11 protein-coding genes are annotated in these 19,039 nt (G+C 40.4%); 2 read left to right on the top strand and 9 right to left on the bottom strand.

What is annotated here, in order from left to right; genetic code table 11:
* Positions 1-33: 33 nt before the first annotated feature.
* Positions 34-2,577 carry an RHS repeat domain-containing protein gene (locus tag DNK84_RS12470; protein WP_119344813.1) on the top strand — a complete coding sequence of 848 codons (2,544 nt, stop codon included), beginning with the start codon at positions 34-36 and terminating at the stop codon, positions 2,575-2,577.
* A 148-nt stretch (positions 2,578-2,725) separates the two neighbouring features.
* Here the strand turns inward: DNK84_RS12470 and DNK84_RS12465 are convergent, their stop codons facing one another.
* The 3 genes from DNK84_RS12465 to DNK84_RS12455 form a co-directional block, all read right to left on the bottom strand.
* Complete coding sequence (locus DNK84_RS12465) at positions 2,726-3,202, bottom strand: hypothetical protein (RefSeq protein WP_119344812.1); 477 nt, start codon at positions 3,200-3,202, stop codon at positions 2,726-2,728.
* Between the two features lie 335 nt (positions 3,203-3,537).
* Entirely contained in the window at positions 3,538-3,825 is a 288-nt protein-coding gene (locus DNK84_RS12460; RefSeq protein ID WP_162902448.1) for a hypothetical protein, read from the bottom strand.
* A 104-nt stretch (positions 3,826-3,929) separates the two neighbouring features.
* On the bottom strand, positions 3,930-5,501 hold the full coding sequence (locus tag DNK84_RS12455) for an RHS repeat-associated core domain-containing protein (protein ID WP_119344810.1): 1,572 nt from the start codon (positions 5,499-5,501) through the stop codon (positions 3,930-3,932).
* Between the two features lie 171 nt (positions 5,502-5,672).
* On the opposite strand from DNK84_RS12455, the gene DNK84_RS12450 reads away from it, so the two are divergent.
* Entirely contained in the window at positions 5,673-6,746 is a 1,074-nt protein-coding gene (locus DNK84_RS12450) for an HAD family hydrolase (RefSeq protein WP_119344809.1), read from the top strand.
* A 9-nt stretch (positions 6,747-6,755) separates the two neighbouring features.
* Here the strand turns inward: DNK84_RS12450 and DNK84_RS12445 are convergent, their stop codons facing one another.
* The 6 genes from DNK84_RS12445 to DNK84_RS12425 all read right to left on the bottom strand — a co-directional run.
* Positions 6,756-8,303, bottom strand: coding sequence for an RHS repeat domain-containing protein (locus DNK84_RS12445; RefSeq protein ID WP_119344808.1), 1,548 nt, complete (start codon positions 8,301-8,303; stop codon positions 6,756-6,758).
* A 48-nt stretch (positions 8,304-8,351) separates the two neighbouring features.
* Complete coding sequence (locus DNK84_RS14470) at positions 8,352-8,522, bottom strand: hypothetical protein (RefSeq protein WP_162902447.1); 171 nt, start codon at positions 8,520-8,522, stop codon at positions 8,352-8,354.
* A 162-nt stretch (positions 8,523-8,684) separates the two neighbouring features.
* Complete coding sequence (locus tag DNK84_RS12440; protein ID WP_119344807.1) at positions 8,685-11,252, bottom strand: hypothetical protein; 2,568 nt, start codon at positions 11,250-11,252, stop codon at positions 8,685-8,687.
* Between the two features lie 32 nt (positions 11,253-11,284).
* Complete coding sequence (locus DNK84_RS12435; RefSeq protein WP_119344806.1) at positions 11,285-12,844, bottom strand: RHS repeat domain-containing protein; 1,560 nt, start codon at positions 12,842-12,844, stop codon at positions 11,285-11,287.
* A 24-nt stretch (positions 12,845-12,868) separates the two neighbouring features.
* A complete protein-coding gene (locus tag DNK84_RS12430) occupies positions 12,869-14,362 on the bottom strand; it encodes an RHS repeat domain-containing protein (protein ID WP_119344805.1) in 1,494 nt (497 codons plus the stop codon).
* 12 nt (positions 14,363-14,374) lie between these two features.
* The coding region (locus DNK84_RS12425) for an RHS repeat domain-containing protein (RefSeq protein ID WP_162902446.1) at positions 14,375-19,039 on the bottom strand (4,665 nt) is incomplete at its 5' end.

Below are 19,039 nucleotides of genomic sequence, written 5' to 3'. Positions count from 1 at the left end.
TTTTGATTAACTGATGATGCTGATGGTAGAGTATTGTTAACAAAAGGTCCTATTGGCGTATGTCCGGATGGGGTGGGTGCGGACTGTCAAACGTTAGCTCAGGTCAGGTACAATAAACTTGGGCAAGTTATATTGCACTGGTCAGTTATCTTAAAAAATGGTGTGCCGCAGTTTCCGGTGACAGGTGTTAAAACACGTTATGATATGAAAACAGGCAACGTAAGTGAGATTTCCAATGTTAATTTAACCGGAGATGTTATTGATGCAAACGAAAATCCACAAGCTGGTACGCTAAGTGATACTATTACGTATGGCTATGACCCACTGACAGGCAGTAAAACCAGCAAACAGTACGCTGACGGTAAAATGCAATCATGGGATTATACGGCTTCAGGTCAGCTAAAGGATTTTACGGATATTGGTGGCTGGGTGACGAGCAACCAATATGGGGGGCAAAAGGATACAGGTGCTAACCTTGTTGATATTCGTCTGTATGATAGTAAGCATAATTTGCAAGGCCAGGAAAGCTATGACTATCATGGTACGACAGAAAGCTGTCACGGCAATGAACTATGCGCTTTGCAGTTTGGCAATGGAATGAAAGTTACCTATGATTATACCCAAAGCAACACAAACCCATATCGAGCGCTTGCAAATGCAACAACGACCAATGCAGATGGGGAGTTGATTCATGAAGTAGACTATGCTTACAATAATCAAGGTCAGCTTATTGCTAAACATGTCGTAGATTACACGAAAGCGCAAAGTAATATATTAGGGGACAGCTATAGCTATCATTATGATGCTGCCGGTAGGTTGGCTACGGTTAATATCACAGGAACAGATAAATCAACAACGATCTATCATTACGATGATAACGGCAATATTACTGCGCTAAGCACTGCAGGCAATAAGGCGAATACAGAAAGCTATCAGTATAATGCGGAAGACCAATTAATATCCGTTGATGGTGCAAGGCCGTTGAAGTATGATGCCAATGGCAATGTGATCGTTGACGATTTAGGCAATCAGTATCATTACAATGCCTATAATCAGTTGGAAAGTTTTACAGCGGTGGATGATAACAAACACTATCAATATGGTTATTATCCTAGCGGCATGCGTCAGTATAAAAGTGATGGCCAAATCACCCTTACTTTTTATAATGATGGTGGTGTGTTGACAAACACAGTCTCCTCTGCAGGCGGGTTGACGCATTATTTAATTGGTCAAGGCCATGATATTCGTTATTTAGAAATGCCAGGCAAGCTGAGCGTTGATTATTTTTTAAATGACCATCATGGCGATGTATCAGCAGAAACAGATGCCACAGGTAAGCTTATTGGTGCTACAGCTTATGATAGTTTTGGTAATATTCTAACGCATTGGGGCAGTGCTGCTATTGCAAATAGCAGCGTGTCGTCGGGGGAGCGTTTGGGCTTATCCGCCAATCCATTTGCTTATGATGGTGAATATCGTGATGCTGAAAGCGGACTTGTTTATCTGAACGCGCGCTATTACAATCCGCGTTTGCAACGATTTATGGCACGCGATAGTTATCCGTTTTTCAATCGCTATGCGTTTGGTAACGATGATCCTGTTGGCAATATTGACCCAACGGGACATTTTAACTGGGGAGATTTTTTTGGTGGATTAGCAATTGCTGCAGGCGTGGTGGCGACTGTCGCCAGTGATGGTGCTTTGGCGCCTGTTTTTGCAGGCATATCAGGTATAACATCCGGTGCATTAAATATTGCTGCTAACCATACTAATGGTGGCTTAAGCGGAAGACTGGGGCATGCCTCGATGGCATTTGGCATACTCAGTGCTGTGCTAGATGTTGCTGATGGTGCCTCAGAAGGTGGTAGATTTTTCAGTGGAAACAATAGGATGCTTGCAAAAAAATTTGAAGATTTTTCCAGCTGGTCTGCCAGTATACAACAGCAGATGGATCATTTTGATATAAATACGGCGTTTGATCATCGTAAAACCTTTGGTATAGGGTTTGGTATTATGGCGGCAGGGCTTGTCACTTATGATGCGCCTGAAATTGTAAGTTGGTGGAAAGGCTCTGATGCTATAGCAGAAGATGCTGGTCAAGCTGCATCATGGTCGTTATGGTCAGTATCAGCAGGCACCGCTCGTTTTATTTCTCGTGTTGGCGGAGGCAGCGCCATAGCTACAGGGATGCAGATGGAAACCATAGCCGGGAAAGGCAGGAGTCTGTATCGTGGGAATCGAATTCTTCATGATTTTTTATGGCAAGAGGTGAGGGTTTCTGCTGTGGTCGGTGCAATAGGCGGACTTGCAGGTATGGGGGAGAAATGGTTTGTTAATAAGCTATCCTCTAAGCTTGGTACTTATAAAGATCTTCTGACAGCACCAATAGGTAGCATTTTACAAGGTGGAGTGGCAGCATCAATGGGTGTTGCAGTTGCTAAAATACAGGCAAAGTATATCTATCATGGATCAATAAAGCCTCATGATTTAACAGTAGTGGGACTTCACGGGGCTTATATCGGTGGTATGTGGAAACCGTTGACAAAAGGTGTGTTTTCGTGGAGAAGTAGAGAGTGAGTCATTTAAGTGAAAAGGTGGGTAGATAGATGCTACCCTTGATGTATATCACGAGTGAAGCATTATATATAAGACAATAACAGGGCTGAATGCATAAAGGGCCACCGAGAGTTTGCAGTTGAATCCGGTTTCACCATATGCATTGATTTTAGCTCTTGAATAACCCAATATCGCAATTGTCATCACTATAATCACTATAATTGCTACAAGCATATTTAGACGCATCAGAGCCTGATGGTACAAGAATATTGTTTTCAGTAAAACCACATGTATAACCTGAAGCGTGAGGGCCTACATAACCTGTTGCTAGACTACTACTCCAGAAAGCATGTGTTGCTATTCCAGTTACGGTAAATTGACATAATAGTTTATTTCTTTGATTTGGGTCATAAAAAGCAATAGTTTCATTTGCGCCTGAGTTCTCAATTTCCTGGCATTTACCTGGATATATTACTGCCGCATAATCGGGACCATCTTCAGCATGAGCTCCGCGAATTATGCTTAAATCAGTCATGTTGCATGCACGAAAGTCAGTTGAAACGGCGAAACTTTTTGTTCCCATACAGCTCAATACTGCCATTGTAGCGATGACAATGGATTTATTCATTGTAATTTCCTTTATCATATCATCCTCTCCTGGTTATGAATGTTAAATTGCTTAAATTATACCAAGTCAACTTAAGCAGAACCTGTATAATATTAGATGCTTGCTGGGATAAAAACTATTGAGTAATTTATCCTTTTTCTATATCACTGCTCTTATCGGTATATGAGGGTATAGCTCTTGCCTATTTAAAAGTCAGGTATTAGTACAAAGGGCTTTAAACGATGCCTTAAAGTTTAAATCGACCATTACTGAAGCTGACCAAATGGAGAAAAACATCGCGCACTGAGTGATTTTGCAATTAAGTATCGTAAATTATTTGTAATTTCTGTGCCTACATGCAGGTAGATATTAAGCTAACCTTGATTCCAGCGTATTACACTTAAGTTCCCATCATGATAAGACGTTAAATATTTGGGCAATGTTTTAACATTAAGTATTGAAGTACTTTCGGGATGAAGCAAACTTCCACGCGTGATAACAAGCTGGAAGTTACCATTTTTATCAGGGTACACTTTGCATTGAGCGCCGGTTATATTATCTTGATAGCCTTCAATAGCAGCAACCGCAGGCAACTCAACATGTGAAAGCACAAAAGGACCATTTTCACAATAAAGAAAATTGTCCGGCTTTTTGGTTATCATAAGCATGTCTTTTGCGCTATAAAGCGCTGATTGTAAGGGCGGATGATAAATACCTAACGTGAAAAACTCTATAGGGAAACAAACCGAAAATTTCTATTTGACAGTTAGATGGATTCCAGGGTCGGCAAACCAAACTGTACACTCCAGCCGGATGAGAAAAAATTATACGAAAATTTATTTATTGGCTCACGCATAAAAGTTCTGGTAGAGCCATCAATATTTCTGTCAATATATGCCATTGAGCTAAACATATAGGCACCAGAGGCAGCGCCTAATAGCATATTGGTGGCAAGTGAGGTTTTTGTATATTGATAATGCTCACCAAGTGCCTGTGAGATTGGAAAGAAAGTGGCCTTTCTAATATACTCGGCGGATGCAGTTCGTATCCCGCCGAGTAACATTGGTTTTGCATATATCAGTACAGAACGAGTTTCTCGCGCTGCAACCTTTTCCGCACCAACATCAAGGTTTTTTAAACCAGCATCAGGTGCCAGAATTGTTTGTCCCCAGGTTTTTTCACTACCAATAAGATTTCCCTCTGCATCTTTTAAACTACGAAATAGGTAAGCAGAAGTCCCTGCCAGGAAAATGGCTGTTGGCAATGCCGCCAGTGCGCCATAAGCCATTTTCTTGGCACTTATGCCGCCTTGATCTGATGATATCATTGGCATTGCCGCACCTTCTAAGGTATTATCTGCAAGGTTTAAGCCAAAATTTACGAGAGATGATTTACTCATCATACCAACGGTTGATAAAGCCATACCCGTCATGGCCATCGCGTTACCAGCAAGGTGTGATGCCGTATGATCACCAATCATGCTGATTCCTGTTGAAAATACATTTAGTACACCACTTAGCCCATACATAAAGGGCAAGGCCTCGGGTAAAATGGTGATTGGTGCAATAAGTCCAAACCCCATAGAGGCAATTGATGAATATAAAGATAAGCTACTTAAAGAAAAATGCCCTGATGGGTCGGTATTACTAATTGGATTATTATCAAAAGCATTATAGCGATTTAAAATATTATAGTTATCCCTTTGCATAAAACGTAACTGTCTTGGATTATAAAATCGTGCCCTTAAATACACAAACCCGGTTTCTGGGTCCTGGTATTCACCATCATACGTTAATGGGTTATATGTCAGAGGTTGAGAGAAGTTAATGGGCCTTGAGGGATTGTTTTGAACGAACAGACGATTTTGCCCATAGCTTGAAAAATTATAAGTTTGTTTTAAATTGGCTGTTGCGGTCAATAACAAACTTGTCGTGCTGTGCACGGCGGCTGAGAAGTAATAGGCATTTTGCTTAAAAGCGTTGACAACATAGCGGACATCCTTGCCTAAATAAGCACTTTGGCTGTTATGCTGCCTATCCTCAGCATTGATTAACTGATTATTCTGATAAATAAAATCAAGTTGCAGACGGTGATTATCAGATGATCTACAGATTTTTGCATCTCGTAAACCTTCTGGACTATAGGTATAGTTACACTGCAAACCCCTTTTAGGCGATTTTATTGCAATTAGCTGCTCCTTGGCATTATATTGGTAGTGATTGCATTGTGTATCTATCATTAAACTGCCATTGGCATTGTAGGTGAGGTTGCATGCAGCAGATGCGAAACTGCTTAGTAAGATGCTGGATAACAACGCATATAATTTATATTTTTGCATTTTACGCCTCGATTCGATTTTACAAAAATGATTTACCAATGCTATATCATCATTCAACCTGAATATGTTTTCGGTGTCTATAGATAAAATATTGAGTTTACTCTATGACAATAGGCATTAAGTATTGGTAAACTGAAAGACTTGGTTTATGGATGAAACAAAGGGTACTTTATGCTTTATAAAAAAAAACACTATCTAACCCTGCTAGCTGTATTATTGCTGACAGAAAATAGTGTAGCAAATAAGCTTAGTATAGCGCAATGCAAAACAAGCTTTCCACACTGGAATTGCCAAAGCCCGGTGGTATTAAAGAAGCTTGATAAACTTGTACAGCATCTTAAGCCTTATGCTGGTAAAGGTGAAATTGCTGCCTTTGATTGGGATGGCACTGCTTATAGTGAATCAATCAAACTTAAATCTGGTGCTTTAAAGAATCACTCGTTTGCAGGACAGCCTGGTTGGTTTATTTATATGGCGGAACATAAAGGTAAAAATAATAAACTATTGCCTGCATTTGTTTCTTTCTCAGGCGCGATTAACCAGGTTTTATTCCAAGAGGGTAGAACCAATGCCGCTCCAAGCAATTATGGTAAATTTTCAGGTGCAGCGGCATTACTTGCTGGTATGCGCATTTCTGAGATTAATCATAGTATTAAAAATTACTTAAAAGCCTACCCTGTTGAGCATTATGTTTTTTATAAGACGTTAGATGTGATGCAATATGTCCACAATCATGGATTTAAGTTGTGGATTATCACAGGGAGCAACCCTTATTTTGTTAGCCAGCTTATCCACCAAATTGAAAGCAAGCTGTATTATAAGCCAAATATACATTATAAATTTGACATTCAACCCCCTAAAAGTAATGCAATGCTTGGAAATATTGTCGGCAATGACAGTTTACTGAATAAAAATGGAGAATTTACACAGCAATATAATGCTGTTTTCACCAAAAACCCAAAAGACAATGCAATTAATCCAATGAAATATCCTGTAGATAAAGAAGGAAAAGCCAGGGCTATACAGTATTACATTGAGCCATATACACATAAAAAGGTTGTGTTTTATGCAGGCAATAGTGATGGAGATTACGAGGCAATCCATTATGTTTTCAATAAAAATAATGGCTTTATTATGTTTGTCAGAGCACAAAAGGAGCGTATTTCAAAGAAAATGGCAAGCTTATTGAATACAATGCCAGATCACTGTATTGAACAGCATTCAACCATTAATAATGGACACTAATATACCGTTTCATTCATCTACAATATTAAGTATCGCTATCTGGTCCATTGCTGCCGCCCTACACTGAGGGCAGCGCCTGAGAACTTCTTGCCGATGGGCTTCAGGCAAATTTTCAATAGCTACAAAGTGTCTAGCTTCACTGCCTTGGGGTGGGGCATGTGTATAAACCTTTTCACCTGTCTGAATTGGTTCTTGAGATATAGGGTCTTGTGGCTTTTCACTGGCGTTTATAGTGCCTATATCTTGTAATTCTATGCTTCCCGAATCAGAGCTATTATGAGCAGAATCATCACCACTTCCCGAATCAGAGCTATCAACAGCAGAATCATCACCTGCGAGTAATGCTAATTCTACAATATCCTCATTCTCCTGTGCTGCAGGCGCACTTTTATAAATATAAGTACCATAAACACCTGAAGATAACCCATTTATTGCAATGTTCACAAGCAGTGATTGCCATTGAAATTTACCGGAATACGCGCTTTGTCCGGCAGACTCTACAGATGAACTCATCAGGGTTAAAAAAACGGATTTAGTTATTGCCTCTTGTAATTCATCAATATCAGTTAATCCTGCTAATGCAAAGGCAGGTCCCATACTCAAGATAGCCCCGCCAGGTAAGGATGCAGCAGTTATACCCAATACATCTAGTTGTCTTTTCCCAGACCATTGATGCGAGCGAAGCCCTGTGTATAGGTAATTACTCAACGCCGGCAATGCAATACTTATCCCCATTATGCCTTCTCCAGCAAATGGTGCTAGTGCACCAAACAGCATCATACTGCTCATACTTGAGGCTAAGCCGGCACCAATGTCAGTGCTGAAAAAATCGCCAATACTGCTGTGGCCGCTGGGGTCAGTGTTACTAACCGGGTTATCATCAAAAGCATTGTAACGATTAAGAAGATTATAGCTATCCCTTTGCATAAAACGCATCTGTTGTAAGTTATAAAAGCGTGCCCTTAGGTAAACAAATCCGGTTTCTGGATCCTGGTATTCACCATCGTACGTCAATGGGTTATATGCCAAGGGTTGAGAGAAACTTATCGTGCCTAGAGGCTTATTTTTAGAGAACAAACGCTGTTGCCCATAGCTTGAAAAATTATAAACTTTCTTGAGCTTTGTAGAAGAGCTTAACAGTAAATCCGTCGTGCCATGCTTGGCAGCCGAGAAGTAATAAGCGTGTTGATTAAAAGCATTGGCAAGATAACGTGCATCCTTAGACAAATAAGCACTTTGACTATTATGCTGTGTATCCTCAGCATTGATTAACTGATTGTTTTGATAAATAAAGTTAAGCTGCATATGATGATTATCAGATGACCTGCAGGTTTTTGCATTTCGTAAACCTTCTGGGCTATAGGTATAGTGACATTGCAGGGCTTTTTCAGGCGATTTTATGCCAATGAGTTGTTCTTTAGCATTGTATTGATAGCGATTGCATTGTGTATCTATCATTAAGCTGCCATTGGCATCGTAGCTTAAGTTACATGTAGCCGATGTAAAACTGCTAAGCAAAGTGCTTGCTAACAGCACGTATAAGTTATATTTTTGCATTTTACGCCTCCATTCGATTTTACAAAAATGGTTCACCAGTGGTATATACTACCTACCATTTTCTGGCACAACAGGTAATAGTTTCTGTTGTTGCAACTTTAACGTTTGTATAGCTTGATCACTTGTAAAATCTATATATGCAGCAAAAACAATAATCCCAATTAATGAAACGATTAGAAGACAAGCACAAGCGATAAAAATGTTATTTTTATTTTCCATTGATAATTCCTACGCTAAACAAATTTTTCACATGAACATTTAATAAGCTTTTGCACTAAGCATCTGCAAATTATCATCAAATTTAGTATCATGAAAACACAATATAAATATCTTTATCACAAATGGTTTGTGATAAAGATATACTTTATCCCTAGAACGCTATCAGTTAGCAGGTGTGCACGTATATGGATTTACGCGAAGCACGTCTCCATTGCCTGATAACATGTTGTTGTGGAAGTCATTCACCTGATTAAACTTAGAGGTATCCTGGGTATATGGCATCATGACGACCATCCCTGCGGCTTGCCCAACGGCATCACCATCAAGACTGCCATTTTTCTTATAAAAGGCCTGGACATAAACCGGCGTGTTGCAAGCTGGATTACCAATCGGTGCAACTCCAGTACCTCCTAATAGCCCATGTGAGCTATAAGGGTTACCATCATCCTGCTTAAATACAGCGCTTGTAAGCTGATAACTAAACAATCTCATACCAGCAACATTATCTATTTCAATCCCGGCAGTTTCTTGATGAACATTTGAGTTTGCCAGATTTATACGTGCGGAGTTGTGTGCGCCAATAACAATACCATCACCAAGTTTAGTCGCCTGGATGCCATTATCTGACAAAGAGGTCAGGCGAAGTACGATTGGGTATGGAAACTCATTAACAAAAACAACATCACCTTGAAATTGTTCAGAGCCGGAATTTGGGGTGCTTCTGTCAGGCGCATTATCAGGCATTGCGTATTTAACTGCATCACCACAATTATCAAATAAAATAGCATGATCGCCTTTGGGGCTATCTTTATGCTGATAACTGCCTTGCCAAGTGTTGCTGTAATCATAGTTATCACTTAAATTCAGTTGCTTGGTCCATAGCATGTTACTCACATGTGTACAGCTATTACTATTGTTGCAGCTTTCGCTATCGTTTAAATAACTGAAGTTTATAAGTTGCAGGGAAGTATTATTATTGTCATCTTGCAGGTAGTAGTGAATGTTCCCAAAATATCCTGAGTTTTTTCTTGCAGTGTTGTTACAGAAAATACCATGATCAAGCGTGCAGTCAGATAAACCTGGCAGAACATAATAGGCACCATAAGGAATATTGTCATTTGGATCAGGTAAAGGGCGGCTGTTTAAAACATAGTTTAATGCGGGGGTATTTGGGTTTTCAAGTTTGCCACACTCATCGCCAGCGGTAGTGCTGGTATGTCGCAGGAGTAAGTTACGAGATGGCGACGGTGCGTTAGGAGATGCATAAACACTATTATTATTACTATCATCGGTGATATGCAAAGTATTAATATTTGTTGGTGAGAGACTTGAAATGCCAGATAAACAGGAAACTGATGTGTCGCTGTTCACACATAAAGCAGGCGCAATACTAAGGTTTGTTGGGCTTGTTGAATACACATAGAACATTTTACCATTATTTGGGTTAGAAATATTATCAGCATAAGTATACTTTGTTGCATAGTTACTGTTGCCCATAAGGCCGTGTAGCCAGGCATTTTCGGCTGATACAACCGCCACACCACTTGTGTTGGAAATATCATTCGTGATAATCTGATTACGTTCGCTATCGACAAAAAACAAGTGTTGATAAACAGGATCAGTGCTGGGGATGATATTATTATTCTGATCTTTAATCGTTACAAGCACTGGTAGTGCGAAACTGCCATCATCATATACTGATGATTCTTGCGTATTAATTAAACTCAGACTGACCGTATCATTAATATTATAGCGCCCCTTATTACTATCGTTATTTAATTGTATCGATTGGCGCCAGATTTGATGGTGGCACACGGGGGTGCTGCTATTATTTTTGGCAAGGAAATCGCTGGTACACTCAGTAATATCAGCAGTTTTATCAGTTTTAGGCAGGCTGAGATAAAATGAGAAATTATTGGGAGATACCGTACCATTTTGGTTATAGATCAGTCCTGTAGTAGGATAAAAATAATAAATTTTATTGTCTTGTGTTTTTACTTGATAAAAAATACCATTAAGTGGTGGGGTTACAGCAGCCTGGTCGTTTTGTGCACGATCAATCTCAATGCGATATAAACTATGGTCATCTGGAATAAATCCAAAATTACTGCTGCCAGCAGTAACCAGGCTGGTGTTGATTTTGGGTAAATTTGGATTGGCTGTTTTATTGACGTTGATCACCATATTGCATTCACCGTCAAAAGAAATGGTATCACTCATGGGAACGCCTTGATTGCTTGTTGAGCAGTTGTAGCCATAGCTTACATTATATTGGCTATCGGTATTACCAAAACCATTTGCTGCCATAGAGTGAGCGCGATTAGTGTTTTGTGTTCCTGTGAAATCAACACTCAGTGGGGCTTCTTTTAAGCTGTCATTGGCATCAACCAGGTTAGGGAACAAATCCAAGGCAAATATCGAGCAGTCTGTGCTGCTAACGCCATTATCATGATCAGGAATAGCCCCACCGCAAAATACGGTAGATAAACCATCATCACCGGTGTCTATCCAAAAATCTTTGTTGACGTATAACACAGTATTGCTTTTGGCGTTGATAACACCTTGCTGAGCACCGCCTGCCATGCTGGTATCATGATATAAAATGACATTATACGCCAAAGGGGTATCCGTGTTGTTATTAATCTTAATGGGTTGGCGATTAGCAAAGCCGGCAGTTGCCGCAGCCAATAGCATGGTATATAAAAAACTTTTTTTTGTTGTGATATTCATTAATAGTTCCTCTTATTGTGTATAAATTTACCTTATATATCATCCGAGCTTAAGTTAGAGCTCAGGAGTGGCAAAGCATTGTCAACTGGAGATACTGCTAGTAGAGGTGCTGAGTCAGTTCTAGATCCTTCGTCATTTGCTAGAGACCCTTCCTCATTTAGTAGAGGTTCTGCGTCATTTTCAGCACCGCCAGCTTCAGGTGCAGGTGCAGGAGCATCGTCAGCTACTATAGGAGCATCGCCAGCTTCAGCTTTAGGTGCGTTAGCATAGCGTATTCCGAGACCGCCCAAAAAGCCGATACCACCACCAACAAGTGCAGGGGTTAATAAATCACTGACGGGGAGATCAGCACCATAGACGTACTTTGCCCTAGCCTCGGCATAAGCAATACCAGAAGATGCACCAATTCCACCTTGAATAATGCTATCAGCACCATAGCCTAGAAGTTTAGCACCTAAGCTACTTTTGCCAAGACCACTTGTGACAGCACTACCAATACCTGAGCTCATAAAACTAGCAAGACCCGTTGCTGCACCTGTAATTGCAGCAACGGGTAATTGTTTATTGGCAAAGCTTTTCCTAATCTTATTGCCTTTATATAGACTTATACCTCGAGTAACGAGACTGGCTGCACTCATCCCGGTGGAAAAATCAGCCGCAGCTCCTGCATGAAGAAGACCGTTAATAATATTTTTCACTTTCCCGCCTCCAATGGAGCGTGCAAAGCCATAGAGCATTCCATCCTCAGACTCTGATGAAAAAATGGCGCCTTCACCAAATAATCCTGCACCCCCGGTAGCTGCCATCACGGCGGTACCAGTGAGTATCATGGCAAACGCTGAGAGAAAAGTATATTTCTCCTTTGGTATATTGTTGAAGAAATCAGTAAATGGAGAGTGGCCTTGTGGGTCAATCATATTAATAGGATTATCGTTGGCAAAGGTATAGCGATTGCTTAGCTGATAACTATCGCGTTGTATAAAATGCATGAAATCTGGACTGTAAAAGCGTGCACGAAGGTAGACAAGTCCACTTTCAGTATCCTTATACTCGCCATCATAACCCAGTGGATTATTAAAAAGCGGGTCACTATTAGAGGATTTGGGTTTACGCATAAAGCGTGCCTGGCCATAAGGGGTGTAATTATATTGGTTTGTAATATCAAGCTTATTATTTAAAATCAGATCAACCTGGTTGTGATGAGACTGCGCAAAATACTGAGTAAACTCCTGGTTTTTCTGTTCGATATAGCGCACCTGATGTTGCAAATAGGCAGAAGCTGTATTTTTTCCTGCCTCAACGCTGCTGCTGATTTGCTGGTTGCCAGTATAGATAAAGCCAATTTTCATTTGGTTATATATTTTACCATCGCGTAAGCCTGTGGCATTATAATGATAATAGTATTGCACTTTAGACTGTGCATTGAAGTAACCTGTCAGTTGATTGGCATCGTTGTACTGATACCGGTTACATTGACTGTCACTGACTAAATTGCCGTTATTGTCATAAGTAAATTGACAATTTGCCAGGCTTACATTGAACAGTACAAGGCTTGTCAATATGCCTGTGGTCGTCATTTTAAATATTTTCATGTTTGTAACATTCCCCTATAAATATTAACTGTTAAAAAGTGTATTAAGTGTTCCTGAAGATACGGCATTGGCAATAGGTGGTTTAATAAAAAGATAACTCGTGCGGAACATACTTGCGCCTGCTAAACGAACAGAATTTTTGCCTTCGTATGCCTCTGTAAGGTAATTTTGGCTTACGCCTGATATTCCACCAAAAAGAAAAGGAATGCCCTGAGACACGCCATCCTCTGCTGTAAGCTTGCCTTTTAACCCTTGAGTGATAAGAACAGGTGATGCGCTGATAATACCACTGATGCCAGATCTGATACTGCCAAGCAATACATTTTTCCATATCACCTTACTCTTTCCTAAGAGGCCATTTAAATAGTCGTAAAACTTTCCGCTAGCAAAGCCTGCGGTTGCGCTAATAGCCGCAGAGCTATATATGCCGCCATTATGTTTGGACATATAAGGATTAGTTAAACCTGAGGCTGCACCTGCTAAAATGCTAGAACTGACTGCGGACCAATATCGATAGGTCTCTATCTCTTTCGTGAGCTTGGGCCCATTATTAGCAAGTTGCCTTGCCTCTTTCAATACCATCTGAGGTTGCGCTGATACAGAACCTGCAATACCAGATAACATAAGCAAAGCATTCGCAGTGCCAGAAAGAAATTTATGATGAAAGAAATCAATACTCATATCTATCCCGGCAGGGGCTGAATTGCCGGCCATAAAAAAAGAAGCAGTCAGGTAAGAAAACTCAGGTGTAAGTGCCGTTGCAACTGAGGTTGCCAGGGCAAAACCTGTGCCTGCGATCATGTCGATCAACCCCAAGCTCATGTGTCCGCTTGGATCCGTATTATTAATTGGGTTATCATCTGTAAATGAGTAGCGGTTCATGAAGTGATAACTATCTCTTTGCATAAAACGCATCAACCCTGGATTGTAAAATCGTGCATGTAAGTAAATAAGCCCAGTTGTTATATCCTGGTATTGACCATGGTATAACAAAGGCAATGCATTAAAACCTTTTTCGCCATCCCTGGCATCGCTCCCCGCAAAATCTGCTAATTCACCAAAGCTTTGATAGTTAAAATGCTGTGATATCCCGCTGTGTGTATTTAACTGTAGGAAATTTGTGCCTAATGCACCAGAAACCAGATATTGTTGTTTTGTTATATGATTATCCATGACAATACGCACATCTTTTGCCAAATACGCTGATGCAAGGGCTTGTGTCTTAATAAGACTGTTTATTAACTTTCCATCTGCGCTGTAAATGTATAAACGTTGTTTAGATGCTATTGTCTTTGATTCTAATAGCCCTTCTGCATTGTAGCGGAAAAGTACTGTTTTTTGTGCAGCCTTATGCTTAAAAGAAATTAATGCATTTTGCGCATTATACGCATAAAGGTTACATAATACATCTTGTATCATATTGCCATTGTCATCATAGCGTATATGACACGCATAAAAAACAGAGGGTACAAGGCATATTAAAGGCAATGTAACAAAGAAAAGACAATAGCGTTGCATCTTGAGTTTCCCCTAGCAGGTGGTTTGTGCAAGTGTACTGCTGGTATCCTGAGTGGTTTCGTTTATCAGCTGGTTGTCAACGTTATAACTAAATGTTTGTCGGTAAGTTTTAAGCCCCGTGTCATCCATGCCTGCAAAGCTATTGTTCACAGCCTTGCATATCACATTTCCTGCAGAGTCATAACTATATTGCGTCTTTTGGATTTGTGCACCATCACTGACACTAAGCGCAGACATACCAGCACCTATGGGTGTAATCTTGTAAACAGTGTCCATGGTTAGGCGGCTTAATGCGTCATATGCATAGCTCTCATCATAGTTTAAATCAAGATTATCTGGATATTCGCCAGATTGATGCACTGTTTCAATAATCCGGCTTAGATGATCATAACGGTAGCTAATGCTGAGTATGACATCATTTGCTGTCGGGTTTGATGGGTTACATTGTGCATCTTTGCACGTTGTAATGCTCAATGGGCGTTTTTGATCATCATAGTTATAAAATGTATCTGAGATAATACACGGTTTATCACCGGCAACTGAACATGAGCTTAGGCTATTTGTACTTGGCAATTTCGTTGGATCAAAACTGCTTGCCGGATTATGGATAATCGCTTTACTCATTATCTTGCCTGCATAGGCTTGATAGGCACCATTATCCATGTTTTTAGTGTAATAATCATATATGACACAATCACTACCACGACAAACAGCTTGAAGCTCGCCTTGCTTTTGCGGGTCTGCTGCACTGTAATATTGATAAGTTGTCACATATTGTCCAGGGTCTGCCACTTTACCCACTTCAAAGTAAGCAGGGCAAGATTGGCCATGATTAAATGCAACAGCATCAGAAGTGCAGGTTAATCGATTTTGGTGATCATAGCCGTTAGTAAGTGTGATACCCTGATCTTGTGTTTTGCCAACAAGTCCGACAGCAGGGTCAAATACGGTTTTGCTAATCGTGTTGCCAGCGTCGTCATAATCATAACTGATGGCAGAAGCATCATCTGGTCTTGTTACAGGGTTAAATGCGCCAGGTGTGCAATTTTTAGTATCTGCGACATCAAATTTATAGGCTGCCAATGGCTGTCCGCTGATTGTGTCGTATTTGAACTGTGTTACATAATAAGGATTACTTGGGTCAGATGGATCTTGTGGGTCGTAATAGCAAATTTGCGTATTACGGTTCATATTGTCATATTGAGAATAGAATTTAACGCCGGCAAAACTGGTATGTGTGATCATGTTGCCAACATTATCATACGCCCAGTACTCCGTATGCTGTTTATAGTTAGGGTCATATAGACTGGAGTTTTCTGGTGCAGGTGCTGGTGTTGATTCTGAGATCAGCTTATTAATTTTGTTATAAACATAACTATCTGAATGTGCAATATCTTCATCTGTTAGCGCAAAATTACTTGTTTGTGATGTGCTATTACCGTTTTGGATGACAAGTGTTTTGGTTGCGGTGTTACCAAATAAATCACGTGTCCAGTTGCTTTGTGCTACCTGCTGCGTAATTTGGCCATTACTTTGGTAGTTGCCAGTGACAAGATACTGGGTCAGTTTATTTGAGAAGTCGTATTTTGAATGTGCATTTGTACAGTCAGATTGTCCAGGTTTGCACTGGTAGTCTCCAGAATTTGCATCTAAGCGTGCCATCATTTCAGTAGACATTGTGCCAAAAGTTAGTGCTTTGTCTGACTGATAATCGCCGACAATCGTATTGATAGGGTTGCCTAAACCATCATAAAACTGCTGTGCTGATAAGGTATCATCATTATCTGATACTGCTGTTGCGAGCAAACTGGTTAAACTGGCATTGCCATCGCTCCAGGAACAGTTGCCTTTTGTTGCATCTGATGATTGCGCGATAAATGTCATGCTGCGTTGTGTCGGTAAAGGGATTGAGAAGCTTGATTTTGGCTTACCTTTATTATTTAAGAACACGATGCTCTGCTTATAGCCATTAAAACAGCTCATGTACCGTTGGTTTAAATCATCATAAAGCTTGGAGCTTGTATTACCTTGTGGATCAGTGATGCTTATTTGGCGCCCTTGATCATCATAAGCATAGGTAGAGGTAAGATTCAAGCTATCAGGCCACTTTGTTTTGCTTTTTAGTTGTCCAAAATCATTATATTGATCTTTCTCGAGTACTCGGAGATTCCCATTATTTCCTAAATTATCAAGTACAGCCAATGTGTGGCCTGCACCGTCAAAAACCTTGATATTCTGATCGCCATTTAATGCGCTTTTAACGCTGTTTTTTGACAGGTCATGCATTACCTGTATGCTAATGTTTCCAGTAAGCCCATCAGGCAAAACAGGTCGTGTGACGGTACTGTTAATACAGGCATCGGTTTGTGCAACCTGATCATTATTTGCATAGAATATTTGTGTTGCGGTGCAAACACCGTTGGGTTGTAGCTCTGCTGTTTTTTGGCCAGCAGCATTGTAGCGATATTGCGTCGTGTTGCCATTTGCATCTGTTTGAGATAAAAGCTCTCCATTTGATAAACATATATCTTTAATGCTGCTATGACCAAGCGCGTCTGTTGATGTGATTTGTAAAACAGGGTTCTGGATATTACTGACACAGTTAAAATTCGTTGCTGGTAATTGTTTGTAGTTGGTTGTACTTTGTGTGCTACCAGGTCCAGAAGGTAACTGATTATCTAAAGTCATCATAAGCGTGGGTGATTGATACCAGGAAAGGCTGCTGAAAGTATTGCGCCCAGCACTATCGTATTGGTAGTTGGTTTGTTTTGGTAAGCCTTTACTGGTGTCCCAATCAATAGCGTTAGATATATCTTCTGCCATCATTGATGCCAGTTGAGCCCGTTGTTTTACTCTACCAAGCAGGCTAGTAAGTGCAGGGGTATCTTTAACTGCACCGGTAATACTTGACTGTATGACTTTGCCATCAGCGCTTAAAGTATTGAGTTTCAACGTATTTACGTGTGATGAAGTTACGCCATCATGCTGGTAATTGACAGTCTCTTGAGTAACAGGTAGACCATATACGCCATCATCTTCCTGTGGTGCCCCAGCAGGCACATCATAGGTGGTTGTCTGCACAGTTTGCAGAAGGTTTGAGAGCATTGAAGGTGACAACGTAACATGCGGGTCACATGACTGTTGGTTTCCGCTGTTTTCAACGCCATCATAAGTTTTCACTGTCGTTGGTAACCCTTGTGCATTAAATGAAGTCGTCACTAAGTGATAACGTCCAGCATCTTCGCCAGGATTATATTTGCAACTGGCAACCCAGTCAGGCATTTGATAGTTGCTTGGTAGCTGCGAAACAGGCAATACCTTAATGCTGCTGCCTGAAACGTTAGCAGGATAGCGGTATACCGTATCTGCAATAATGTTACCTTGACTGTCATATTGCTTTTTCTCAGCTAATAGGTGCAAAGGGTTATAAGTGTATAAAGCGCTAATGCGTTTTCCAGTCTGGTTATTATCTTGTGTCACTTTTACCTGGTATGGATTTGCAATACTGCTGTTTTCCATTAAACCATCCAGCCCGTTATTGGCAGCATTGATACCATAGGGTGAGTAATAGGGATAGCCTGTATAATTACTGCTGTACCCACCATGCCCATTGTTAACATTGAAATTATAATCTGTTTCAAGTACATTATTGCTATTTGTGCCTTCTGGGTAAGACAGCGTTTTTATCACAACAGGTAAAGCAATTGTTTGCTGACCAATGCATGAACCGTTAAGGCTTGAGCCAGGGCATGCTAAAATACTACCGTACGATAAATCGACCACAAGTCCAGTCTCAGTTGCAATTTTTTGTGGTAAGACATAACTGCTGCTCGTGCCTTGGGTTGGCGTTATGGTCATATATTTAATGGTGCTAATCGCCCCATCTGGTGCTGTGATACTTTGTAAGGCTATATTGTTATAATTAAGTGTATACTGGCGCTTATCTGGCAGTATGATGTGAATTGATCCCATTCCATCATCGGTAATATTAATCTTTTGCCCATAGGAGCCTGTGACAGCAGTAAGGGTCGCATTATATGGTGTTGCTTCCCCCAAAGCACCTTGTTCAAGTTGATATGTATAGCTAATTGTGTTGTTGAAGTTATCTTGTTGGCACAACAGTAAACCACCTGCGCTAAAATACTGGGTAAGGCCATTAAGGTAAACAAGTTTGCTTGCATATTTTATCGTATTGTCACAAGGGGTTTTATCATTAAATCCATTATAAAACTTCATGTTGCCAACATCATAATAACGTAGGCTTGTATTAATACCGTCTTTTGTTTTCCAGTTACTTTGTATTTGGTAACTGGTACTACCATTAACGTGCAAAACCTGTTTGCCGCTTTGATCGTGGTCAATATAGCTTAAACCATAGTTCCAGCCAGGTGGCAAGCCTAGCAGGTTTCGTTTTTGGTTATTTTTTTGTTGAAACTCAGCGCTGGATTGGTCATATTGCAGGCTTAAAGCCAGGGCTAAACTACTACTCTTACCCGGCAGTTTTATAATGTTTTCATTAATCGAAACATTGCCTGTTCTATTATCTATACTAAACGCTAATGGGTCTTTATAGTTTTTTGCCTGGGAGTGATTTTGTCCTTGTCCTTTTTCTGCGTTGAAGGTCGATAATTTAGCTTTTTTTGTATTAAGACTGAGTTTTTTATCCCGACTTTGACA

The sequence above is a fragment of the Facilibium subflavum genome (assembly GCF_003574485.1).
GTDB classification, from domain to species: Bacteria; Pseudomonadota; Gammaproteobacteria; order Francisellales; family Francisellaceae; genus Facilibium; species Facilibium subflavum.
The sequence above is the reverse complement of the archived record's forward strand: the minus strand, read 5'-3'. Positions and strand labels throughout refer to the sequence as shown.